Origin of the sequence: Catenovulum sp. SX2 (assembly GCF_052056295.1) — a bacterium.
GTDB lineage: Bacteria > Pseudomonadota > Gammaproteobacteria > Enterobacterales > Alteromonadaceae > Catenovulum.
In genome coordinates this window covers 3,679,128-3,701,393 of sequence record NZ_CP182493.1, presented here as the reverse complement: position 1 = coordinate 3,701,393, position 22,266 = coordinate 3,679,128, and the positions used below count along the sequence as shown (strand labels likewise).

Sequence of the window (22,266 nt, the reverse complement as noted above, 5' to 3'; positions counted from 1 at the left end):
TAATATTCCTGACTCAATAAGGGTTACAGACCGGCTTTAAGCGCAGCTTGAATAAATGGGTCTAAGTTGCCGTCTAATACCGATTGTGTATTGCGGTTTTCAACCCCTGTTCGTAAATCTTTAATACGTGCATCATCTAATACATACGAGCGAATTTGGCTGCCCCAACCTATATCAGACTTACCGTCTTCCATCGCTTGTTTTTCAGCATTTTGTTTTTGTAACTCAAGCTCATACAGTTTTGCTTTTAACTGTTTCATCGCTTGGTCTTTATTTTTATGCTGTGAACGATCGTTTTGACATTGCACCACAGTATTAGTTGGTAAGTGGGTAATACGCACCGCAGAATCGGTTCGGTTAACGTGCTGACCACCCGCGCCTGATGCACGGTAAGTATCTATACGTAAATCCGCCGGATTTATATCAATTTCGATATCATCATCAACTTCTGGATAAACAAACGCAGATGCAAATGAGGTATGACGACGATTTCCCGAATCAAATGGTGATTTACGTACTAAACGATGTACACCTGTTTCTGTGCGTAACCAACCAAATGCATATTCACCAGCAATACGAATGGTTGCTGATTTTAAACCGGCAACCTCACCTTCAGATACTTCGATTAGTTCTGCTTTTAAACCATGTGCTTCTGCCCAACGCAAATACATACGCAATAACATGCTGCACCAGTCTTGCGCTTCTGTACCACCAGAGCCTGACTGTAAGTCAATATAACAATCGCTCGCATCTTGCGGGCCGCTGAACATACGGCGAAACTCTAGCGTTTCAATTTTTTGTTCAAGCTCGGCAAGTTCTTGTTGCGCTTCATTAAAGGTTTCTTCATCTTCAGCTTCAACCGCAAGCTCTAATAAACCATCAACATCCTCTAACCCTTGAGTTAAATCGTCTATGGTTTTTACAATGGCTTCTAAGTTTGAGCGTTCTTTACCTAAAGCTTGGGCTTTTTCTGGATCGTTCCAAACAGCTGGGTCTTCTAGCTCGCGGCTAACTTCTTCTAATTGTTCTGCTTTTTGTTCGTAGTCAAAGATACCCCCTAAGCAGCTCTGTACGCTCTGCTATATCTTTGATTTTGTTTTGAACTGGATTAATTTCAAACATCAATTTGTCCACAATGGCAGGGTGAAAATTTAAGCCGCGAATTGTAGCGAAATTTCACCCGTTTGAATAGTTTTAGTCGGATTATTCCTAACTTGTTTGCAAGTTATTCTTCACCATCTTCATACGGGTATATATAGCCCTCATTAACCAAAGCACTAAACAATGCAAGATTGTCGTTTTGTTGCAAATATTCGGTTAATTGTTCAGCTGAATAGAGCAAGTTATCCGCGATAAAACGGACAAAATCAGCTTGGCAACTTTGGCTATCGACCCACTCACCATTCACAAATAAGCCATTATCTAAAGTTAATATTCGCAAACCACCAGCACGCAACCAAGCTTCAATTTGCTGATTGATTTCAACCACATCATCTTCGGCAAAACTCGGTTCAGGTACTTGAATATCTAACTCATGTTTAGCTTGAGTTAAATAACTCCCTAACCATTTATTCACTTGTTGTGGTTGACTCAAGGTTTGTTTTACCAATTCAATTAACTTGGCAGCTTCGCTTGATGTGACATCACCTGCAAGCTGAGTTGGCTGCAAGTCTGGATCTTGATATCTTTGCTGGAAACATTCTTCTTGCAAGGCAAAATCAGCAAACGAAGATAAAAGGTCTTGCTGATTAGGCGCGCGAAAACCAACTGAATAATTAAGCGCTGGTTCAAGGGCATAACCTTCATGTGGGCAGCCAGGTGGAATATATAAAACATCCCCCGGCTCTAGCACTTCATCAATGCAAGGTGCAAAACCTGTTACTTGCAATAAGTCTGGATGGGGTACGCTTGATTGTAACGGCTGCTGCTCACCAACTTTCCAATGGCGTTTGCCCATACCTTGAATGATAAATACATCGTATTGGTCAACGTGTGCACCTACGCCACCATCTGGAGTAGAAAAACTGATCATTAAATCGTCAATGCGCCAATTGGGAATAAATCTAAATGGTTCTAACAACTGTGCGCTTTGCAAATGCCAATGGTCAACAGCCTGTACTAACAAGGTCCAATTGTTTTCACCAAATTGCTCGAAGCTGTCAAACGGCCCATGTTCAACATGCCAAGCTTGTTTTTGTCTTTGCACAACTCGGCTTTCAATTTCACTTTCTTGGGCAAGACCAGCTAATTCATCTGGCTCTAATGGGTCGATAAAATCCTTAAACAAACCTTTGAGTAAAATAGGTTTTTTCTGCCAGTAGGTTTTAAGAAAAGATTGTGGGTCAAATTGATTAAACTGGTACATATCAAGGCCATAGTGCAGATTGGAGAATGGCCATGAGTATAACGCAAATTATGCTTAGATGATTTTTAGTTGCTGAAATAAATCAAGTAAAGCTTGATGACCAACAGTACGGTATGCGTCTATTCCAAGCGCTTTTGCTGTATCCACATTCACTTGGTTATCATCTATAAACAAAACTTGCTCTGCGGGTACATCTAAGTCATCCAGCATCTTTTGATAAATTTCTTTATCAGGTTTTACGCAGCCCATTTCAAACGAGACATAATGTTTATCTAACGGGTTTAATATGCCAGTTGCGACAATTTCAGGCCAATGCATCAGATTAGTATTAGTTAAACAGGCTAGTTGATAGTCAGCTTTGAGCTGTTCAAGCAAAGCAAGTCGCCCAGAGAAAATGCCTTTAATCCAATAACGGTATGATTGCTCAAACGTCGTGTAGTCAATCGGCAGCTTAAAGTGGCTTAACACACTATTGACGAATTCGACTTCGCTAATTTCGCCTGATTCAAATTGTTTAACCGCTGGGCAATGCAACCATAGATACCAAAAATCGGCTAGCTCAATTTTATTATCTAACCAGCCGAGAATGTCTTCAACCCCGGATATATCCAGTAATACACCACCGAGATCAAAAACAATTACTTTATATTTATTCATTACTTCTTAACTAAAAAACGTTCTAATTCTTCAAGTTTAAAGTCAAAAATTTGGTTAAGCGAATTAATTGCTTCAGTTGCTAACGAAAAGTAGTTTTTAGCATCTAATTGAATTTGTTCGCATTCAACCAGTTCATGCTCAATAACAGAGCATAGATAACGGGTTTGTTTGCTAGCATGTTCTATTAGGCTCACTAATTTCTGGCGGTTTTCTGCGCTTTGATTATCTTTTAACTGTGCATAAGTCACTTCAGCTGTTTCGGTAATTTTCTGGCGTAAGAAACCTAAACGAATTTTTTCTACTCGACTACATACTTTAACTGTTGCCACACCTGTCCCTAAAGCTCGCGACTGACCAACACATTCACTCACTTGCAATAATTCACGCCATAACAAACTAATGTCTGGAAATTCACCCAACTGCTCTTTGGTTAAAAAATGACTTTCGGCGATATCTTCTAACAAATACAACATATTGCCGATTAATTGGGTGTGTTGTTTAAAACTATTATCTGCCGTTAAACCAGTTGCGCTTGAGGATAATCGTTTCCAATGCTCCGAATAACCAAACCAACGCTCGAACTTTTTGATGCTAAATTGGTTTTCAATTGCTAAAGAGGTTTGTGCAATTTTGCGTTGCAATTGTTGAATATCACCAATAACAGATTTATCACCACGTAAATAAGCACTACACCAGCCTCTATGCTGCTGAATATTTGTGATTAATTGTTTAACCTGAATAATAGTACCAACACCTTCAACCTGCAGTTTTCGTACTTTGCGCTTTTGTCTAATCACAAAATAGATCAACAGCGCGACAACAAACAAACCAATTATTATGGGTAAAATTTGATGAAAAGCCATTTGTTTGATCCTTATACTTTAACTACAGATTGGGTAAGATTTTTTAAATGTTCAGCGACTTTTGCTGCTTGTTCAGCCACTCGTGAATTGTCCTGTGCGCCTTCAACCACCAACTCAACATGTTGTGATATTTCTAGCGTGGCCATATTTTGTTGTTCAGCATTGGCTGAAATAATGTGAATTTGATCTTGTACACTTAAGGTTTGTTTACCAATTTGCTCAAGCACTTCGTCGGTTTCTTCGGCTGTCTCTAAACAATTAGAACTTGCGTCCACAACCTGAGTCATTTTATCCGTCACTTGATGGCTTTGTTCACGAACTAGATTTACATTGCTAATTATATTGTTGGCGGCTTCGCTACTGCGCTGCGCAAGCGCTCTAACTTCTTCAGCAACCACTGCAAAACCACGACCAAAATCGCCAGCACGAGCAGCTTCAATTGAAGCATTAAGTGCTAATAAATTCGTTTGTGCTGAAATATCTTGAATAGATTGCGACATAACCGCTACTTTTTCGGCAAGGTCGTCTAGTGAGCTCATCTGCCCTTGGGTTTGTTCGGCTTGAAGTTTAACTGTTTGGATTTCTGATTTTAAATTTTTAACACAGTTTTTACCGTGCTCTGTAATGGTTTGTGCTTCTTTTGAACTTTCGAGAACTCGGTTCACTTTATCTACAACTTCAGCTAAAGATTGACTCATTTCTAAAATTGCAGCAGCGGTTGAGGTGGTTGAATCAGATTGTTTTTTCACGTTGGCTGAAACTTGTTGGGCAGACTCAATAACTTGCACTGATGAATGCTCTACTTCACTCATACGTTCAGATAAATTAACTTTGATTCGAGTTAATTCACGCAACATATCCACCAATCTATCTATTGGTGTACCTAGCGCCACTGTGTGCAATTCAAGTTTGCGGTAATCAAACCCATCAACCTGGCTTGATTTGAGTTTTACTTCTAACTCTTTTAGTTCGCTTAATATTGCAATTAATAAGCTTGCGAAAAAGTAAGCAGATGTACAGGCAAAAACAGCAAATGCGACTTTAGGCATCCACAGATAACCTGTTAAAGTGAAAATTAAGAAAAACCAATATACCCAAGCTGTTTTACGAATGCCTATATTCTTGATCATAAAACAAGCTGGCTGCGCCATTACAGATTTCATACACTACCTCTCAGTGTTAACAAACCTTTTATTGCAATTAAAATGCCAAAATAAAAATTGGTTTGATTTAGTGCATAAACGCCAAAACTTGTTACAAAATACAATCAAAAAAAACAAAAACGTAAAAACAAAGTTTTTAAATTAATAAATTTAATTAGTTATTAACTTTCTCAACGCCTTAAAAATTGAACAAACCGCACCAAAAAAATGCAAGAATCGTCGAAGTAAGTCGCTAATATAAATTGTGGCGATTAGAATTTAGAGCGCTACAAGGAGCCTTGTGGAATTTTATTGCACCATAATAAGCTGGTTAAATTATGGTGCAATCTAAGATTTTTAGTCTAAGTCTTCGCCTAAACGTTGCTGTAACTTAGGCAAAACTTTTTCTAATTGGCTTTGAGTGATAGAAGTTAAAGTTAAATCATTAAAGACTACATAAGTTTTGTCGCCGTCTTTAATCAGCTCGATAACATAATCACCTTTATCCAAACCAAGTAAACCTTCTTCTTTGCCAAATAAACCAGACCAAAAACCTGAGTTGTCGCGGCGCACTTTAGCATGCACACGGCCTTGGATTTTATTTACGTCCGTCATCAAGAGTCCAAAAAAGTCTAATGCTTCAATTGTTCTGATCCAAGCATGTTCATAACCAGCGTTAACTAATATAGCTGGATCACCATTTGGTGCTTGTTCAATTGAAACTTCAATCCCTTTTACGTATTGAGTACGGCGGTTTTCTGCGTCTAATCTAAGTCTGTATTCAAAGTGACCTGCAATTGAATTTAATGTATCTGTTGCCAAAGAAACATCATCTAACATAAAAAATTGTGTTTCTTCTTGGTCAAGTAAAGACTCACGGCCAATTAATTCTACAGTTAACGAACCAGAACGACCATGAGGTTTCATTTTGACCCAGAAACGATACTTTTGTTTTTCGATGTCAAAGGTAGTTTTCCAAAATCCCCAGCCACTTTCTCGGCTGACGACTAACCATTCAGATTCAGCTACACCTTCGGTTTTATCTTGCTTAACAAATGATATACCTTGTTTATCTAAATAACCGGATATGGCATTCCAGATAGCATCTTGTAGATTATCAATTTGCTCACTTTGCTCAAACCAGATAGTGGTGCGAGGGTCTGCATCATCGATATGGCTAGCGGTAACAATTGGTGCAATTAATCGAGGCGGAAAAATTTCAACTGCTTCGCCTGTTTTGCCGTTTAAATTACGCTGATGATCTATCTTAAATTGTGAACTAACAGCAGGTGTTAGCTTATCAGCTGGAATTTTTAACCTTTGGTTCGGTTGAGCTTGCTCGTAAGCAAAACTCCCATCTGCTTTGTTTGGTTTGCCCGCGCATGCAGCTAACAAAATAGCTAACACGCTAGGTACAATCCATTGACAGCTTTTATTAATCATTTAGAAAACCTGATTGGCGTAAAGCTTGTTCGATTACTTTTTGTGAATTTGGTTCAGGTGGAAGCAAAGGTAATCTAAATACACAGTGTTCAATTTTATGCATTCTATACATTGCCCACTTTACTGGCACAGGGTTCGACTCAACAAACAAGTCCCGATGCAATACTTGTAAATTATCGTCAATCTCTTTTGCTTCAGCAAACTTACCTTCAGCAGATAAGTTACAAATCTGTGCTAGCTCTGCCGCTGCAACATTAGCTGTTACCGAGATAACCCCATGTCCGCCCGCGCGCAAAAATTCTAACGAAGTCGCATCATCACCACTTAACAAACTAAAGTCGTCGGCAACTAGCGCTTTTATTTCTTTGATACGTTCTATACTGCCAGTTGCTTCTTTAATGCCTATGATTTTTGGGTGCTTAGCTAAATGAGCTACAGCAGGTGGCAATAAGTCAACGGCACAGCGTCCTGGGACATTGTATAAAATTTGTGGAATTTCACTACAATTTGCAATCGCTTCAAAGTGAGCAATTAAACCTTTTTGCGACGGTTTATTGTAGTACGGCGTTACATTCAAGAAAGCGTCTATTCCTGAATTTGCCATTAACTTGGTCAGTTCGATTGCTTCTGAGGTTGAATTTGCGCCATTGCCAGCAATAACTTTGATACGACCCGCAGCTTTTTTAACAACAGTTTCGACAACCTTTACATGCTCATCTACTGGCAAGGTTGCAGATTCACCAGTCGTTCCAACTGCAACAACACCATGGCTGCCAGCATTTACGTGAAACTCTACTAACTGTTCTAAACTTTGATAATCCACCGTGCCATCTTCGTGCATTGGTGTAATTAACGCGACAATACTTCCTCGGATCATTTAATGCCCCCATAAAATCAAGCGCACTATGGTAATGGCGAGAGCGCAGAAAGACAATAATTAACCTGCATTTTGAAAAGATTAATTCTAAAAATTGCTTGCCCGCGCATGCAAATCGGTCATTTTTCAAGCAAACGACTACTAGCATTGAACCAATAGCAATAAATTACGGTAGAATTAGTTTACCCAATTTAAGGAATATTAAGATATGCAATATTTAGCCGAAGGCAGCCAAGCACCAGATTTTACTTTATTAAATCAAAACGAAAGCTCTGTCAGTTTGAGCGAAACGTTAAAAAGCCACCAAGTTTTAGTCTATTTTTATCCAAAAGCACTCACCCCTGGCTGTACAACTCAAGCTTGCTCACTGCGTGACACTAAAGCTGAATTATTGGAACAACACAATACAGTGGTATTTGGTTTGAGCCCTGATGAACCAAAAAAATTGGCACGTTTCCAAGAGAAACACGATTTAAACTTCGATTTATTATCAGATTTAGACCATAAAGTTGCTGATGGTTTTGGTGTATGGGGCTTAAAAAAGTTCATGGGCAAAGAATATGATGGCATTCACCGCATCAGCTTTTTAGTTAACCAACAAGGTGTCGTCGAAAAAGTGTTTGATAAGTTCAAAACTAAAGACCATCACCAAGTGGTTTTAGATTATTTAAACGCTAAAGCTTAACTGTCAATCTAAGCTCAAACTTTGTGGTTAGGGCTTTAAACAGCCCTAGAGCTAAATCAATATAAATAGCTAATTTATATTGATTTAGCTCCACGTCATACTTTGTTTAATATCTCTTCTGGTTCATCAACCCTTGGCCAAGCATTGGCGACAGCTTTGACTAAAGTCGCTAGTGGGATGGCAAAAAATACCCCCCAAAATCCCCAAATACCGCCAAAAAACAATACAGCAATAATAATAAACACAGGGTGAAGATTGACCGCCTGTGAAAACAATACAGGCACAATGACATTGCCATCAATTGCTTGAATGACAGCATAGACTATCATCACATACCAAAATTCGGGTGAGATACCAAATTGAAATAGTGCAACTACAGCAACCGGAATTGTAATAACCGCAGCACCTATATAAGGAATTAATACAGATAAACCAACCCCAACACCTAACAATACGGCATACCTTAAATCCAACAATAAAAATGCAATAACAGACACAGTGCCAACAATCACAATTTCAATCGCTTTACCTTGAATATAGTTACCAATTTGTTGATTCATTTCTGCCCAAACTGTTATCGCCAAACGACGCCGACGAGGCAAAATAACTCGCATTTGTCTTAATAGTTTGTCTTTGTCTAACAACATAAACAAAACCAATAAAGGCACTAATACCAAATACACCAGCAGCGCAACTAAAGTCACTAATGAGTTTAGAGAGGCAGTGACTAGACCTTTGCCAGTATCAACCAATTGTTGTTTTAGTGAGTCAACAATATTTTTGATTTGTTCAGCATTAATATAACCCTGATATTCAGGCGGTAAGTTTAATAAATAGTCTTGGCCTTTTTGTAAAATAATTGGAATTTCACTGATTAAATTACTCATCTGCTGCCAAATATGTGGGGTTAAGCCGATAAGTAATGTAAACACAATACAGCTAAAGACAATCAATACACCTGCAACTGAAATGCTGCGGCGCACACCAATTTTAACCAGTTGGCTAACTGGCCACTCAAGTAAATAAGCAATCACAAGTGCGACAATAGCAGGCGCGAGTATGTCGCCTAAATACAATACAACCGCAAACAAAAACAACAGTATAAAAACTAAAGTGACCGCATCTGGGTCAGAAAATCTATTGTTGTACCACTGTTTTAATAAATCGAACATATAGCTTCCCTGAATGGAAAATAATTACATAGTTAATAATTGAGCTTGCAGATCTTGAATTTCGTCTCGCAGTTTTGCGGCCTTTTCAAACTCTAAATTACGTGCACATTCGAACATTTGCCCTTCCAAGACCTTAACTTGTTTAGTCAGTTCTTCAACTGATTTAGCTATGTATTGGGCCTTTTTATCACTAACTTTTCTTAACTTCACTTGATTTGCTGAGCTTGGCTCATCATCATAACCGAGATCCATCACATCAGTGATTTTTTTGTTTAGCGCTTTCGGTGTAATGCCATGCTTAACATTATAAGCTTGTTGTTTTTCACGGCGTCTATCAGTTTCGTCTATCGCTTTACGCATAGATTTAGTAATAGAGTCAGCGTATAAAATCGCTTTACCATTTAAGTTGCGTGCCGCACGACCAATTGTTTGAATCAGTGAACGCTCTGAGCGTAAAAACCCTTCTTTGTCTGCATCTAATATTGCAACTAAAGACACTTCAGGCATATCCAAACCTTCACGTAATAAGTTAATGCCAACCAAAACATCAAACTTGCCTAAACGTAAGTCTCGAATAATTTCCATGCGTTCAACAGTATCTATATCTGAATGTAGATAACGCACTTTAATATCATGATCGTTTAAATAATCAGTTAAATCTTCAGCCATGCGTTTGGTTAAGGTTGTACACAATACGCGCTCACCAATAGCGATGCGCTTGCGCGCTTCTGACATTAAGTCATCTACTTGAGTGCCAACTGGCCGCACCTCAATTTCTGGATCAATTAAGCCGGTTGGGCGCACGACTTGCTCTGCTATGTCACCTTGAGATTTTTCAATTTCATAGGCACTCGGCGTTGCTGAAACATAAATAGTTTGTGGTGCTAATTGCTCAAACTCTTCAAATTTTAATGGTCGATTATCTAATGCAGATGGCAACCTAAAACCATATTGCACAAGATTTTCTTTACGCGCCCTATCGCCCTTATACATAGCACCTAATTGTGGCACTGTTACATGCGACTCGTCGATTATCATAATGCCGTCATCTGGCAGATAATCAATCAAAGTTGGTGGTGGCTCGCCCTCTGCCCGACCAGACAAATATCTTGAGTAATTTTCAATACCTGAGCAATAACCCAGTTCTTGCATCATTTCTAAGTCGTATTGGGTGCGTTGGCTGAGTCTTTGTTCTTCAACTAATTTGTTGTTGTCTCTAAATTGCGTTAAGCGCTCTTTTAATTCAACTTTTATTCTATCTATTGCACCTAATATCTGTTCTCTTGGCGTAACATAGTGTGTTTTGGGATAAACGGTTGTGCGCGCAAGGTTGCGTGAAACTTCACCGGTTAATGGGTCAAATACACTGATTCGCTCTATTTCTTCATCAAATAATTCAACCCGGATAGCATCACGCTCTGAATCCGCTGGAAAAATATCAATTACATCACCCCGCACTCTATAAGTACCACGCTGAAAATCAATGTCATTGCGCGTATACTGCATTTCGGCTAAACGCCTAAGTATGCCCCTTTGCTCAATGATGTCTCCTTGGCGCAAATGCAATAACATCTGCATATAGGATTGTGGATCGCCCAAACCATAAATGGCTGAAACTGACGCGACTATTATAACGTCACGACGTTCCATCAGTGCTTTAGTCGCTGACAAACGCATTTGTTCTATATGGTCGTTAATTGAAGCATCTTTTTCGATAAAGGTATCAGTCGAGGGCACATAAGCTTCAGGCTGATAATAGTCGTAATAAGAAACAAAATACTCAACCGCATTATTTGGAAAAAAAGCTTTCATTTCTCCATATAATTGCGCGGCCAAAGTTTTATTAGGTGCAAGCATAATCACAGGTCGGCCAAGCTCAGCAATCACATTCGCCATAGTAAAAGTTTTACCTGAGCCTGTTACCCCAAGCAAGGTTTGGTGTGCTAAACCACAGTCTAACCCTTCTACCAACTTTGCAATTGCAGTGGGTTGATCACCGCTGGCGACATAGTCTGAAACCAGTTCAAAGGTTTTGTCTGACATAATTAAACCTGCAACTCGACTTTACTGAAGTATTGATTAAATCTTAGATAAGACACCACAGCCATCAATATATTACCAACAACACAGCCAATAAAGAGCCCCCAAATACCAAACAAGCTCCCACCAACATAAGCACATGGCACATAAAAGACAAATAAACGCAGCACACTAAGCTTTAATGCAATAGCTGGTTGGTGCAAAGCATTAAACGAAGAATTAGTTAATATAACTATGCCTTGTAACCCATAACCTAGTGGCACAATCCAAATAAATAGCTGAATTAATTGTTGTACTTCTGTTTCTTGCGCAAATGCGCGTGCGATTAGCGGCGCGCAAATAGCCAATAAAATAAATACGCCAAATTGCCAAGCCAGCACAAATCGGCAACTCATTTTATACGCCTGCTGTACCCTTTCGTTTTGCCCTGCCCCTAAATTTTGACTGATAAAAGGTGGCAAAGTCATAGACATGGCTAACACCAACATACACGCAATAGATTCAATACGGCTACCTACACCAAAAGCCGCGACAGCTTCATGCCCATAAGCGGCAACAATGGCAGTTAAAATAGACATAGCTATAGGGGTTAACATATTTGCCCCTGCTGCTGGTAAACCAATTTTAAGAATGCTTTTGGTCGCAAATATAAATTCATTTGGTTTGGGGATTGCAAGGTCGATTAGCTGACGTTTATGTGATAACAAATACAACATAACACAAGCACCTATCATCCAAGCAACTAAACTGGCGATCGCAGCACCTTCAATGCCCCAACCGTTAAAATCACCAAGACCAAAAATTAAGATAGGATCTAATACAGCATTAATCGCACCACCCAATGCCATAATCATACTAGGTGTTTTAGTGTCACCCGATGCACGTAATATAGCGTTACCCACCATAGGAATAACCAGAAATACCGAACTGAAATACCAAATTTTCATATAAGCGGTAATAAATGGCTGAGTATTTTCATCACTACCCAATAATGAAAACAGTGGCTCGATAATAAACCAGCCAAGGGTTGATAACGCCGCAACCAAAATAACCGCAATAATAAGTGCTGTAGTTGCTTGGTCTTTGGCCAAATGATGTTTTTGTTGCCCTATTGTAGTTGCAATGACAGCCGATGTACCTATACCTAAACCAATAGTTAAGCTAATCACAGTAAAAGTAACCGGAAAAGTAAAACTAATTGCCGCCAATTCGTTTGTGCCTAACAAACTAATAAAAAAGGTATCAATCAAATTAAAAGACATTAATGCGATCATGCCCATTACCATAGGGATAGTCATATCCTTGAGGGTTTTGCCAATCGGACCTGTCAGCATATCTTTATGATTTCGACTATTTGACACTACAAACCACCAAACGCGTCTTCTACTAAAAATTGAGCAGTAGTTTACGTGATCTAGCAATAATCAGCGAGCAATCCAACCAAATAAGCTAAAAATAATCGTGAGTAACTATAAAATGTCAGTCAAACCGAATATTCCATGTTTTTTATAAATTGTAGTCTTTGTTAACAGGGAGTAAAAACTATAAATCAGTGATTTAAAAATGTTACAGCTGAATTTCTTTTTATTTAGCAATCAATATGCGTGATTGTTTATTTCTCGATGGATATATGCACAAGATACGTGCAAAGTTTAAACGACTGTTTATTTAAACAACAATTTCATCATTACTACAAAATAAAATATTAAATGATTGATTTATATGAACTTTATACTTTCATTGCATTTTTCTTAAAATAACTATTGACACAGTAGCCATGGGGCGTTGCTCAAGATATTCCATTTTGTTCACACAGTTATCCACAGCTTTAGTGGATAACCAAAGCGACCCCTGTATTTATCTAGGCTTGCAGCTAGGCCTGTCACTTTTTGTACACAAATTTAATATTTCTAATTGTCTGCTAGTCAACAACCAATTTAGTGCAAATTATTTCAATGACTCGGTTTTCACCCATAGAAAACTGTTGATAAGAAGGCTCTTAGCTTGTTTTTAAGCTAAAGATCTCAAAATAACATGCTTTTCTAATGATAGCAGGCCGTCAAGTGCAAACTTGTTTGCCACCCCTTTAACAACAGCATTTAATACCGATTGCACAACAAACCGCCATCTGCGCATGAATTTTGAGCGATTAGAAATAAATTCAATTTTTTGTAAAAAACATTGTTGACAGCACCCCCATGTATCATTAAGATGCGCCTCCGTTGACGAGATGTTCCCCCTTAGCTCAGTTGGTTAGAGCGACGGACTGTTAATCCGCAGGTCCCCCGTTCGAGTCGGGGAGGGGGAGCCAACTTGTTAACTGTTAGTTTAGTGTTCCCCCTTAGCTCAGTTGGTTAGAGCGACGGACTGTTAATCCGCAGGTCCCCCGTTCGAGTCGGGGAGGGGGAGCCAATAACTGGCTCATATCTAAATATTCTCAGTGTATTCCCCCCTACTCTTTTATAGTTTCCAAACAAGATTACAGTTGCGTTAAAAGCATTCTACAGATACCATTTCCATATCACAGGGACTGACCTCATAACTATAAACGTGTGATGGAGTATCGAGTTTAATGAATATATTTCAACGGATTATTATTCAAAACCTAATTTTTCTACTTATTTTAACCAGCTGCAGTGCATTCACACTCTGTGGTGTTTATCAAAGTTACCTACAGCAAAAACAGCTAGACCACGTTGCTCAGCTAAATCGTCTATTTGAGTTCGACAAAAATACTCCCAAACAATTGGTTAAAAATTTAAAAACCAGTTTCGATTATCAATGGCTTAAAGTTGAACGCCTCAGCGGTGAAGTTGAGCATATGTATGAATCGAACCAAAGCGATTTAATCTTATCTGAGCGTATAGCGTCGTTAATGGGCGCTAAAATTGAAGCGCAAACTTATGCCAACCAACTCGCTGATATTCGTATTAGTTTTGTGCTGTCGAGCAAAGCTCAATATCAATTAATCGATAAGCTAATTTATAGCTTGGCAGTGTTGTTTTTAATTCTGACCTTAATCAACGCCATTATTAGTCGTAGTGTGCTTAATCGAATTATTGTTCGCTCTGTTCACCACATAGTGCGCTCTTTCAACCGCACCCAAGGCAATGAACCAGAGAAAATTTCCGCTCATCTATTACCAAATGAATTTAAAGAGCTGGCAAATAAAGTAAATGACTTACGCTCACAGTTAAAAGGGCAAATTGATCATTGGCAACAATCTGCCGAAAGCTATCGCAATGAAGCGACTCAAGATGAATTAACCGGTTTGGGTAACCGACTTAGTTTCGTCGAAGATTTAGAAAACCTGTTATCCGACAAAGAAGAAGAAAATTTTGGTGTTTTAACTATTACCCGCGCATCAGAACTACAACAGCTCAACCAAAATCGAGGTTATGAAGCTGGTGACCAATATGTATGTGATGTCGCGCAAAATATTCAACGCGTTGCCAACAATTATAAAAATGCACGTCTTTATCGAATTAATGGTTCTGATTTTGCGTTATTAATTCCAAATGTAACCATTAAAGAAGCACAGAATTTTGCCCAGAACTTATTTGGCCGTTTTACCGAATTACAACAAGTGTTAGAAACTAACAGCATAGGTTATAGTGGCATAGTGCCCTATCAAGCTGGCGACTCTATGGGTGAGCTGTTAGCCTTAGCCGACACAGGTATTAGCATAGCGCTCACCAAACAAACAAACGGCTGGCATATTCAAAATGATAAGTCGATATTAAATAGTGTCAGTGCCAAATATGGTAATCAAAACTGGAAATCTGTTATCGACGAAGTTATCGAAAAACAGCAAGTTAAACTCTATTACCAACCGATACAGCCAGCGAATAAAACCGCTAAAGTGTATTCAGAAATACTCGCTCGATTTGTCAACGTGCATGGTGATGTGTTGCCAACGGCCTCTTTTGTCGCTATGGCAGAAAAAATGGATAAAATTATCGAGATTGATAAGTTAGTTGTCGATGCAACCATTAAAACTGTGCAAAACAAAAACTTAAACAATCAGTTTTTTGCGATCAACCTAACCGCTCGCTCGGCGCACGATGAACAATTTTGTGTCTGGTTAGAACGCAGATTATTACGCGATTCAATGATCAGTGCCAAACTTGTATTCGAAATATCCGAATTTGGTCTACAGCAAAACATACAAGCGTCACAACGCTTTATCTCAATGCTACACCGCACCGGCGCACGTTTAACCGTTGAAAGATTTGGTGTTGGTTTTACATCGTTTAAATTTTTCCGCGATATTAAACCTGACTTTATTAAAGTGGATGGCAGTTACAGCAGAAACATTGATGAGGATAAAAATAATCAATATTTCTTGCGCGTAATTGTCGACCTAGCCCACCGTCTTGGTATCTCGGTACTGGCAGAAAGTGTCGAAACCCAAGAAGAAAAACATGCACTAGAACAAATTTTTATTGATGGTACTCAAGGTTACTTCATCGGCAAACCAAGTGAGTTATAATCAAACTAGCTATAATTCGTCAATTAATTTAAAAACCTTGCGCAACACAAGTTGTTAATTGCCGCACAAATAACGATAATACGCGCTTAATTTGGCAGACTGCCAAAAACAAACACTTCCTGAAGGTTATGACTGAATATCTACTATTATTTGTTGCTACCGTATTGGTAAATAATTTTGTCCTGGTTAAATTTCTTGGCTTGTGCCCTTTTATGGGTGTTTCTAGCAAGGTTGAAACGGCTATTGGTATGTCAATGGCAACAACTTTTGTTTTAACTTTAGCTTCAGTTGCCAGTTATTTAATTGAACAATACATACTGCAACCGTTAGATATTACTTTTTTACGCACCTTAGCATTTATCTTAGTGATTGCAGTTGTCGTGCAGTTCACTGAAATGGTGGTACAAAAAACCAGCCCAGCTCTCTACAGATTATTAGGTATATTTTTGCCTCTCATTACCACTAACTGTGCTGTATTAGGGGTGGCACTGCTAAACCTCAATGAAAGACATAATTTAATGCAATCCGCCGTTTATGGTTTTGCCGCTGCAATAGGTTTTTCGCTAGTCTTAGTGTTATTTTCAGCCATGCGTGAACGCATTGCGGCCGCAGATATTCCAGTAACCTTTAAAGGTTCTGCCATTGCGATGATCACTGCGGGTTTAATGTCGTTAGCATTTTTAGGATTTACAGGGTTAATTAAGCTGTGAGTATTTTAATTTATGCCCTGATTGCTATTGGTGTGCTGGCGATTATTTTTGGTGCTTTGTTAGGTTATGCACAAATCCGTTTTAAAGTTGAAAGTGACCCGTTAGTTGAACAAATTGACGAAGTTTTGCCACAAACTCAATGTGGTCAATGTGGTTACCCTGGTTGTAGGCCTTACGCTGAAGCCATTGCTAATGGCGACGATATCAACAAATGTCCTCCAGGCGGCGACGCCACAATCAAAAAGTTAGCCGATATGATGGGTGTTGAGGTTAAACCTTTAGTTGGCAGCGAAGACACAGCTCAACAAGAGCCAGTAAAAAAAGTCGCCTATATACGTGAAGACGAATGTATTGGCTGTACCAAATGTATTCAAGCGTGTCCTGTAGATGCAATAGTCGGTGCTGCCAAACATATGCACACTGTCATTGTTGACGAATGCACTGGCTGCGATTTATGTGTTGAACCCTGCCCCGTAGATTGTATTGACATGTTACCGATTGAAACTAAACCCGAAACATGGCGATGGAAAATGCACTCTATCCCAGTAAAAACCTTATAACACGTAACGTTAGTTGGAGTATTCGTGGAATCCTTAATTGAAAAAATTAAATCAGGTTATTTATGGGACTTTCCTGGCGGCGTTCACCCACCAGAACGAAAAGAGTTATCCAACTATCAAACAATTAGCAACTTAGCCTTACCTGAAAAACTCTATGTTACGGTTAAACAACATATAGGCCAGCCCGCGCACTTGTTGGTTAAAGTTGGCGACAAGGTCAAAGCAGGTCAAGCATTAAGCCAAGTGCAAGGGCCAATGGAATTGCCAGTGCATGCACCATCTTCTGGTGAAGTTGTCGAAATAAAATCACACCCAATTGCACATGCTTCAGGTTTAGAAGCTGAAACAGTTGTTATCCAAACAGATGGTTTAGACAATTGGATTGATAAACAACCCGTCGCCAATTACCACGAGTTATCTAAAGTAGAAATCGTCGATAAACTTAAAGCTGCTGGCATAGCAGGTTTAGGTGGTGCAGCCTTTCCAACCTATGTGAAACATAATAACTCGCAACCTGTAGATGTATTAATCATTAACGGTGTTGAGTGCGAACCCTACATCACGGCAGACGATAGGTTAATGCAAGAACATGCCGCAGAAATTATTTGTGGCATTGAAATATTCACCCATTTGCTCAAACCTAAAATGGTTGTTATTGCGATTGAAAACAATAAACCAGCTGCGATTGCTGCAATGGAACAAGCTTGCGAAGGCAAAACCCAGTTTATTGTTCGGGCTATACCAACTAAATACCCTGCAGGCGGTGAAAAACAGCTGATTCAAGTGATCACTGGCAAAGAAGTACCCAGTGGTGGCATTCCGTCTGACATAGGCGTTGTCACCCAAAACGTTGGTACGGCTTACGCTGCATATAAAGCAATTGTGCACGGTGAACCTTTGGTTGAACGAGTTGTTACCGTAACCGGAGAACAGGTGAGCCAACCTGGTAACTACTGGGTTAAATTAGGCACACCAGTTGAATTTATCTTAGCGCAAACAGGTTACCAAGCAGCAAAGCCCGAACATTTGATTATGGGTGGCCCTATGATGGGTTTTAACATCCCGAACAAACAAGTGCCGGTGAGCAAAATAACCAACTGCATCCTCGCGCCAAGCAAGCAAGAACTGCCTTTACCTGAAGAAGAACAAAACTGTATTCGCTGCGGTTATTGTGTTGATGCTTGCCCTGCCAATTTGTTACCTCAACAATTGTATTGGCATACCAAAGCAAAAGAATACGACAAAGCGCAAGAGTATAAATTAGCCGACTGCATAGAATGTGGTGCTTGTGCGTATGTATGCCCAAGCGAAATCCCCTTGGTGCAATATTATCGTATTGCCAAAGCTGAGATTAAAGCCGAACGTATAGAGCATGAAAAAGCCGAAAAAGCCAAAGAACGTTTTAATGCACGTAACGAGCGCTTAGAAAAAGAAAAACAAGCAAGACTAGATAAACATAAACAAGCAGCCGAAGCACGTAAAGCAGCGATGGAAAAAGATCAAGGCGCGAAAGACAAAGTTGCTGAAGCGCTTGCTCGTGTGCAAGCGAAAAAACAACAAGCTGCTTCTAGCGGCAATTCAAACGCCGACAACAGCAAAAATGACACTAAGTCAGCCGCACAAGCTGCAATAGAAAGAGCCAAAGCACGTAAAGCGGCGCAAGCAGTAGAAAAAGCACAAACGGCTGATATACAACAAACAGCAAGTGCCGAGCAAGCAGAAGCACCTGCTGAAAACGATGCTAAAGCAAAAGCCAAAGCTGCAATTGAACGCGCTAAAGCACGCAAAGCGGCGCAAGCAGCAGAAAAAGCACAAACTGCGGATGCAAAAACAACAGCAAGTCCCGAGCAGGCAGAAGTCGCAATACCTGCTGAAAACGACGCTAAAGCAAAAGCCAAAGCAGCAATAGAAAGAGCCAAAGCGCGTAAAGCGGCGCAAGCAGCAGAAAAAGCACAGACTGCGGATACAGAGCAAACAGCAAGTGCTAAGCAAGCAGAAGCACCACCAGCTGAAAACGACGCTAAAGCAAAAGCCAGAGCTGCAATTGAACGCGCCAAAGCACGCAAAGCGGCAGAAGCAGCGGAAAAGTTAGCTCAAGAGTCAACAGAACAAACTGAGACATCGAGCCCTCCAGCAAACGAACAATCAGATAAAGATGCCCGGATTAAAGCGGCAATTGCTAAAGCGAAAGCAAAAAGAAAACAACTTGGAGAAGATCAATAATGAGTTTTCGAGTCGCCAGTTCACCACATAATCATGTAAAAAATAAAACCTCAAGGGTGATGATGCTGGTCGCACTGGCTTGTGTGCCAGGTATACTCACTCAAGTGTGGTACTTTGGTTATGGCAGCTTAATTCAAATTTTGCTTGCGATAACAACTGCAATCGCTGCAGAAGCTTTATGTTTACAACAAAGAAACTACCCTGTTGTAAAAAGACTTAAAGACAACAGCGCATTGTTAACTGGCTTATTATTGGGTATTAGTTTACCGCCTCTCGCCCCTTGGTGGATTGCAGTTATAGGTAGCTTATTTGCTATTGTCATTGCCAAACAAGTTTATGGCGGTTTAGGCCAAAACATCTTTAACCCAGCTATGGCGGGTTATGTTGTATTGTTAGTTTCATTCCCGTTATCAATGACTTTATGGCTACCGCCGTTAACTTTAGTCGAATACGACATCAGCTTTGTTGATACTCTGATGTTAATTTTTACCGGCTATAGTGAAACTGGTTACTCGCTTGCGCAGTTAAGGGTCGATCTAGATGGTTTTACCATGGCGACCCCGTTAGATACAGTAAAAACTGGCTTGAGCAACCAACAGACCTTCTCAGAGCTGAGCCAAATAAAAGTGTTTTCAGAACAACTTGGTATCGGCTGGACAGCGGTCAATGTCGCGTATCTGTGTGGCGGGCTAATATTAATATTTTTAAAAGTTATCAATTGGCGAATTCCGGTTGCCTTCTTAACCTCATTATTTATCTTTAGCTGGATCTGTCATGTTGCTAGCCCAGATGGTGCAGCCACTGCAAGTTTGCATTTGTTATCTGGTGCAACTATGTTCGGCGCATTTTTTATCTTAACTGACCCTGTATCAGCATCGACCACACCTAGAGGCAAAATTATTTTTGCTGTACTTGTTGGCTTATTAGTATTTTTCATTCGCCAATATGGAGGTTACCCAGATGCCATTGCTTTTGCCGTGTTGCTCGCCAATATGTGTGTTCCTTTAATTGACTACTACACTAAACCTAGAGTGTATGGTCATACAACAAGATAATGGAGTGAAATTAAATGTTAAATATTCACCCTATCAGTAAAACCAGTTTCATTTTAGCTGCATTTGCTTTGGTCACTACAGGCTTAGTTGCGCTCACCCATTTGTTAACCAAAGATACCATAGCCCAAGCACAAGAAAATGCGATTCAGCAGACCATTAATCAGCTTGTGCCTGCGGATATGTACAATAATGCAATTGCGCAAGACTGTATTGTGAAACAAGATGTTAATGGCGAAAACATACGTGTTTTTAGAGCTAGATTTGACGACCAACCAGTAGCTGTTGTTTTAGAATCAATCGCACCAAACGGTTACAATGGCCGAATAGACTTGTTGGTTGCAATCGACACTGAGCAGAAAATTTTAGGTGTTAGAACAGTTAAACACACAGAAACACCTGGGTTAGGTGATAAAATAGAGATAAAAAAATCTAATTGGATCACCTATTTTGCTGGCCTTAGTGTAACCGAGGACAATCAAAAAAATTGGGCTGTGAGAAATGACGGTGGCATGTTTGACGCATTCACTGGCGCAACCATAACCCCAAGAGCCGTTGTAGGTGCGGTGAAAAACACCCTAGTATGGGCGCAAGAGCAAAACTTATTTGCTCAAGGCCAAACTTGTGGAGAGAAGCAATGAACCAATATCAAGAAATAAGCTGGCAAGGTTTATGGAAAAATAACCCAGCATTAGTCCAAATGTTAGGTTTGTGCCCGCTGTTAGCCGTAACCAATACAGTAGTTAATGCATTAGGCTTAGGTTTAGCGACCTTATTTGTGCTGATAGGCTCAAATATTACCGTATCAATTGTGCGCAACTGGATCCCAAATGAAATCCGTATTCCAGTGTTTGTTATGGTTATTGCATCGCTTGTGACTATAGTGCAATTACTGATGAATGCCTATACTTATGAGCTCTACCAAACCTTAGGTATTTTTATCCCGCTTATAGTGACAAACTGTGCGATTATTGGCCGAGCTGAAGCATTCGCTTCAAAAAACTCAGTACCATTTGCAGCCTACGACGGTTTAATGATGGGCAGTGGTTTCCTAGTGGTATTGTTAGCATTAGGTGCGATACGCGAAGTGCTTGGCAATGGCACTTTATTGCAAGGTGCAGAGCAAATATTTGGTGAAGCTGCTAGCAACTGGCACTTAGTCTTATTCTCCCCAGAACAAAACTTTTTGCTCGCTATACTGCCGCCAGGTGCTTTTATTATAATGGGTTTACTCATAGCGCTGAAAAACAAATATGACAAACGCATAGAAAAACTAGTGATTGGCGAAAAAACCAAACAAACCATAGAAAGAGCCAGAGTAACTACAGAGTCGGCTTAATCCTTATGAATAAAGAAAAACGTTTAGAAATACTGACAAGGCTACGAGATGCCAACCCGCATCCAACCACTGAGTTAGAGTTCTCTACGCCATTTGAACTCTTGGTCGCCGTCACTTTGTCAGCGCAAGCAACTGATGTGGGTGTAAACAAAGCAACTCGTAAGCTATTTCCGGTTGCTAACACACCAGAAAAAATCATCGAACTAGGCTTAGATGGACTAAAAAGTTATATTAAAACCATTGGCTTATATAACAGCAAAGCTGAAAATGTCATGAAAGCCTGCAAAATGCTGGTAGAAAAACACAACAGCCAAGTGCCAGAAGACAGAGATGCACTTGAAGCCCTACCCGGTGTTGGCAGAAAAACCGCTAACGTAGTGCTCAATACAGCCTTCGGCTGGCCGACCATAGCCGTGGATACGCATATATTTCGTGTGTCTAACCGGACTAAATTTGCTATGGGCAAAAATGTTGATTTGGTCGAGCAAAAACTGCTTAAAGTGGTGCCAAAAGAATTTAAAGTTGATGTGCACCATTGGTTAATATTACACGGCCGCTACACCTGTGTTGCGCGTAAACCTCGCTGCGGTTCATGTATTATTGAAGATTTGTGCGAATTTAAAGAGAAAACTGAATACTAGACGGC

The 22,266-nt window shown here is 39.8% G+C and carries 19 protein-coding genes and 2 tRNA genes; 11 read left to right on the top strand and 10 right to left on the bottom strand.

The genetic code is table 11. The features are described 5' to 3' along the window. Nucleotides 1-23 precede the first annotated feature (23 nt). The 7 genes from prfB to dapA form a co-directional block, all read right to left on the bottom strand. A protein-coding gene (prfB, locus tag ACMZOO_RS15570; RefSeq protein ID WP_440904233.1) for a peptide chain release factor 2 occupies nucleotides 24-1,122 on the bottom strand; the annotation gives its coding sequence in 2 pieces (ribosomal slippage) (nucleotides 24-1,046 and nucleotides 1,048-1,122; 1,098 coding nt in all). A 103-nt stretch (nucleotides 1,123-1,225) separates the two neighbouring features. Further along, nucleotides 1,226-2,365, bottom strand: coding sequence for a JmjC domain-containing protein (locus tag ACMZOO_RS15565; protein ID WP_440904232.1), 1,140 nt, complete (start codon nucleotides 2,363-2,365; stop codon nucleotides 1,226-1,228). A 54-nt stretch (nucleotides 2,366-2,419) separates the two neighbouring features. Then, on the bottom strand, nucleotides 2,420-3,022 hold the full coding sequence (locus ACMZOO_RS15560) for an HAD family hydrolase (protein WP_440904231.1): 603 nt from the start codon (nucleotides 3,020-3,022) through the stop codon (nucleotides 2,420-2,422). Then, nucleotides 3,022-3,885 (bottom strand): nitrate- and nitrite sensing domain-containing protein, encoded by an 864-nt coding sequence (locus tag ACMZOO_RS15555; protein ID WP_440904230.1) that lies wholly within the window; start codon nucleotides 3,883-3,885, stop codon nucleotides 3,022-3,024. The genes ACMZOO_RS15560 and ACMZOO_RS15555 overlap by 1 nt, the downstream gene beginning before the upstream one ends. Before the next feature lie 11 nt (nucleotides 3,886-3,896). Beyond that, complete coding sequence (locus tag ACMZOO_RS15550; RefSeq protein WP_440904229.1) at nucleotides 3,897-5,048, bottom strand: methyl-accepting chemotaxis protein; 1,152 nt, start codon at nucleotides 5,046-5,048, stop codon at nucleotides 3,897-3,899. A gap of 336 nt (nucleotides 5,049-5,384) precedes the next feature. Beyond that, complete coding sequence (gene bamC, locus ACMZOO_RS15545; protein WP_440904228.1) at nucleotides 5,385-6,470, bottom strand: outer membrane protein assembly factor BamC; 1,086 nt, start codon at nucleotides 6,468-6,470, stop codon at nucleotides 5,385-5,387. Further along, a complete protein-coding gene (gene dapA / locus ACMZOO_RS15540) occupies nucleotides 6,463-7,347 on the bottom strand; it encodes a 4-hydroxy-tetrahydrodipicolinate synthase (RefSeq protein WP_440904227.1) in 885 nt (294 codons plus the stop codon). The genes bamC and dapA overlap by 8 nt, the downstream gene beginning before the upstream one ends. 208 nt (nucleotides 7,348-7,555) lie before the next feature. Between dapA and bcp the strand changes: the two genes are divergently transcribed. Further along, nucleotides 7,556-8,032 carry a thioredoxin-dependent thiol peroxidase gene (gene bcp, locus ACMZOO_RS15535; RefSeq protein WP_016955724.1) on the top strand — a complete coding sequence of 159 codons (477 nt, stop codon included), beginning with the start codon at nucleotides 7,556-7,558 and terminating at the stop codon, nucleotides 8,030-8,032. A 95-nt stretch (nucleotides 8,033-8,127) separates the two neighbouring features. On the opposite strand, the gene ACMZOO_RS15530 is transcribed toward bcp, so the two are convergent. Genes ACMZOO_RS15530 through ACMZOO_RS15520 form a run of 3 tightly spaced genes read right to left on the bottom strand, consistent with a single transcriptional unit; the run spans nucleotide 8,128 to nucleotide 12,578 of the window. Then, entirely contained in the window at nucleotides 8,128-9,204 is a 1,077-nt protein-coding gene (locus ACMZOO_RS15530) for an AI-2E family transporter (RefSeq protein ID WP_440904226.1), read from the bottom strand. Nucleotides 9,205-9,228: 24 nt separating this feature from the next. Continuing rightward, nucleotides 9,229-11,247 (bottom strand): excinuclease ABC subunit UvrB, encoded by a 2,019-nt coding sequence (gene uvrB / locus ACMZOO_RS15525; RefSeq protein WP_440904225.1) that lies wholly within the window; start codon nucleotides 11,245-11,247, stop codon nucleotides 9,229-9,231. Nucleotides 11,248-11,249: 2 nt separating this feature from the next. After that, nucleotides 11,250-12,578, bottom strand: a complete 1,329-nt coding sequence (locus tag ACMZOO_RS15520; protein ID WP_440906311.1) for an MATE family efflux transporter — start codon at nucleotides 12,576-12,578, stop codon at nucleotides 11,250-11,252. Nucleotides 12,579-13,478: 900 nt separating this feature from the next. On the opposite strand from ACMZOO_RS15520, the gene ACMZOO_RS15515 reads away from it, so the two are divergent. The 10 genes from ACMZOO_RS15515 (at nucleotide 13,479) to nth (ending at nucleotide 22,261) form a co-directional block, all read left to right on the top strand. Next, nucleotides 13,479-13,555 (top strand) — tRNA-Asn (locus ACMZOO_RS15515). A 24-nt stretch (nucleotides 13,556-13,579) separates the two neighbouring features. After that, nucleotides 13,580-13,656, top strand: a tRNA-Asn gene (locus ACMZOO_RS15510). A 160-nt stretch (nucleotides 13,657-13,816) separates the two neighbouring features. Then, nucleotides 13,817-15,736 carry an EAL domain-containing protein gene (locus ACMZOO_RS15505; protein WP_440904224.1) on the top strand — a complete coding sequence of 640 codons (1,920 nt, stop codon included), beginning with the start codon at nucleotides 13,817-13,819 and terminating at the stop codon, nucleotides 15,734-15,736. A gap of 128 nt (nucleotides 15,737-15,864) precedes the next feature. Beyond that, nucleotides 15,865-16,446, top strand: a complete 582-nt coding sequence (gene rsxA, locus ACMZOO_RS15500) for an electron transport complex subunit RsxA (protein WP_440904223.1) — start codon at nucleotides 15,865-15,867, stop codon at nucleotides 16,444-16,446. Continuing rightward, nucleotides 16,443-17,006 (top strand): electron transport complex subunit RsxB, encoded by a 564-nt coding sequence (gene rsxB, locus ACMZOO_RS15495; RefSeq protein WP_440904222.1) that lies wholly within the window; start codon nucleotides 16,443-16,445, stop codon nucleotides 17,004-17,006. The genes rsxA and rsxB overlap by 4 nt, the downstream gene beginning before the upstream one ends. 24 nt (nucleotides 17,007-17,030) lie before the next feature. Beyond that, nucleotides 17,031-19,229: an electron transport complex subunit RsxC gene (gene rsxC, locus ACMZOO_RS15490; RefSeq protein WP_440904221.1), complete on the top strand. Its 2,199-nt coding sequence runs from the start codon at nucleotides 17,031-17,033 to the stop codon at nucleotides 19,227-19,229. Beyond that, nucleotides 19,229-20,284: an electron transport complex subunit RsxD gene (gene rsxD, locus ACMZOO_RS15485; RefSeq protein WP_440904220.1), complete on the top strand. Its 1,056-nt coding sequence runs from the start codon at nucleotides 19,229-19,231 to the stop codon at nucleotides 20,282-20,284. Before rsxC ends, rsxD begins: the two co-directional genes overlap by 1 nt. A gap of 14 nt (nucleotides 20,285-20,298) precedes the next feature. After that, a complete protein-coding gene (rsxG, locus tag ACMZOO_RS15480) occupies nucleotides 20,299-20,922 on the top strand; it encodes an electron transport complex subunit RsxG (RefSeq protein WP_440904219.1) in 624 nt (207 codons plus the stop codon). Beyond that, on the top strand, nucleotides 20,919-21,620 hold the full coding sequence (locus ACMZOO_RS15475) for an electron transport complex subunit E (protein ID WP_440904218.1): 702 nt from the start codon (nucleotides 20,919-20,921) through the stop codon (nucleotides 21,618-21,620). The genes rsxG and ACMZOO_RS15475 overlap by 4 nt, the downstream gene beginning before the upstream one ends. A 5-nt stretch (nucleotides 21,621-21,625) precedes the next feature. Then, nucleotides 21,626-22,261 carry an endonuclease III gene (gene nth / locus ACMZOO_RS15470; RefSeq protein ID WP_440904217.1) on the top strand — a complete coding sequence of 212 codons (636 nt, stop codon included), beginning with the start codon at nucleotides 21,626-21,628 and terminating at the stop codon, nucleotides 22,259-22,261. Nucleotides 22,262-22,266 lie beyond the last annotated feature (5 nt).

What these genes read in the sequence shown, in the direction of transcription:
- ACMZOO_RS15505 (WP_440904224.1), top strand. Translation starts at nt 13,817, where the DNA reads ATGAATATATTTCAACGGATTATTATTCAAAACCTAATTTTTCTACTT.
- rsxG (WP_440904219.1), top strand. Translation starts at nt 20,299, where the DNA reads ATGTTAAATATTCACCCTATCAGTAAAACCAGTTTCATTTTAGCTGCA.
- ACMZOO_RS15520 (WP_440906311.1), bottom strand. Translation starts at nt 12,578, where the DNA reads ATGCTGACAGGTCCGATTGGCAAAACCCTCAAGGATATGACTATCCCT.
- ACMZOO_RS15555 (WP_440904230.1), bottom strand. Translation starts at nt 3,885, where the DNA reads ATGGCTTTTCATCAAATTTTACCCATAATAATTGGTTTGTTTGTTGTC.
- bcp (WP_016955724.1), top strand. Translation starts at nt 7,556, where the DNA reads ATGCAATATTTAGCCGAAGGCAGCCAAGCACCAGATTTTACTTTATTA.
- ACMZOO_RS15530 (WP_440904226.1), bottom strand. Translation starts at nt 9,204, where the DNA reads ATGTTCGATTTATTAAAACAGTGGTACAACAATAGATTTTCTGACCCA.
- ACMZOO_RS15550 (WP_440904229.1), bottom strand. Translation starts at nt 5,048, where the DNA reads ATGAAATCTGTAATGGCGCAGCCAGCTTGTTTTATGATCAAGAATATA.
- ACMZOO_RS15565 (WP_440904232.1), bottom strand. Translation starts at nt 2,365, where the DNA reads ATGTACCAGTTTAATCAATTTGACCCACAATCTTTTCTTAAAACCTAC.
- rsxD (WP_440904220.1), top strand. Translation starts at nt 19,229, where the DNA reads ATGAGTTTTCGAGTCGCCAGTTCACCACATAATCATGTAAAAAATAAA.
- uvrB (WP_440904225.1), bottom strand. Translation starts at nt 11,247, where the DNA reads ATGTCAGACAAAACCTTTGAACTGGTTTCAGACTATGTCGCCAGCGGT.
- dapA (WP_440904227.1), bottom strand. Translation starts at nt 7,347, where the DNA reads ATGATCCGAGGAAGTATTGTCGCGTTAATTACACCAATGCACGAAGAT.
- ACMZOO_RS15475 (WP_440904218.1), top strand. Translation starts at nt 20,919, where the DNA reads ATGAACCAATATCAAGAAATAAGCTGGCAAGGTTTATGGAAAAATAAC.
- nth (WP_440904217.1), top strand. Translation starts at nt 21,626, where the DNA reads ATGAATAAAGAAAAACGTTTAGAAATACTGACAAGGCTACGAGATGCC.
- ACMZOO_RS15560 (WP_440904231.1), bottom strand. Translation starts at nt 3,022, where the DNA reads ATGAATAAATATAAAGTAATTGTTTTTGATCTCGGTGGTGTATTACTG.
- rsxA (WP_440904223.1), top strand. Translation starts at nt 15,865, where the DNA reads ATGACTGAATATCTACTATTATTTGTTGCTACCGTATTGGTAAATAAT.
- bamC (WP_440904228.1), bottom strand. Translation starts at nt 6,470, where the DNA reads ATGATTAATAAAAGCTGTCAATGGATTGTACCTAGCGTGTTAGCTATT.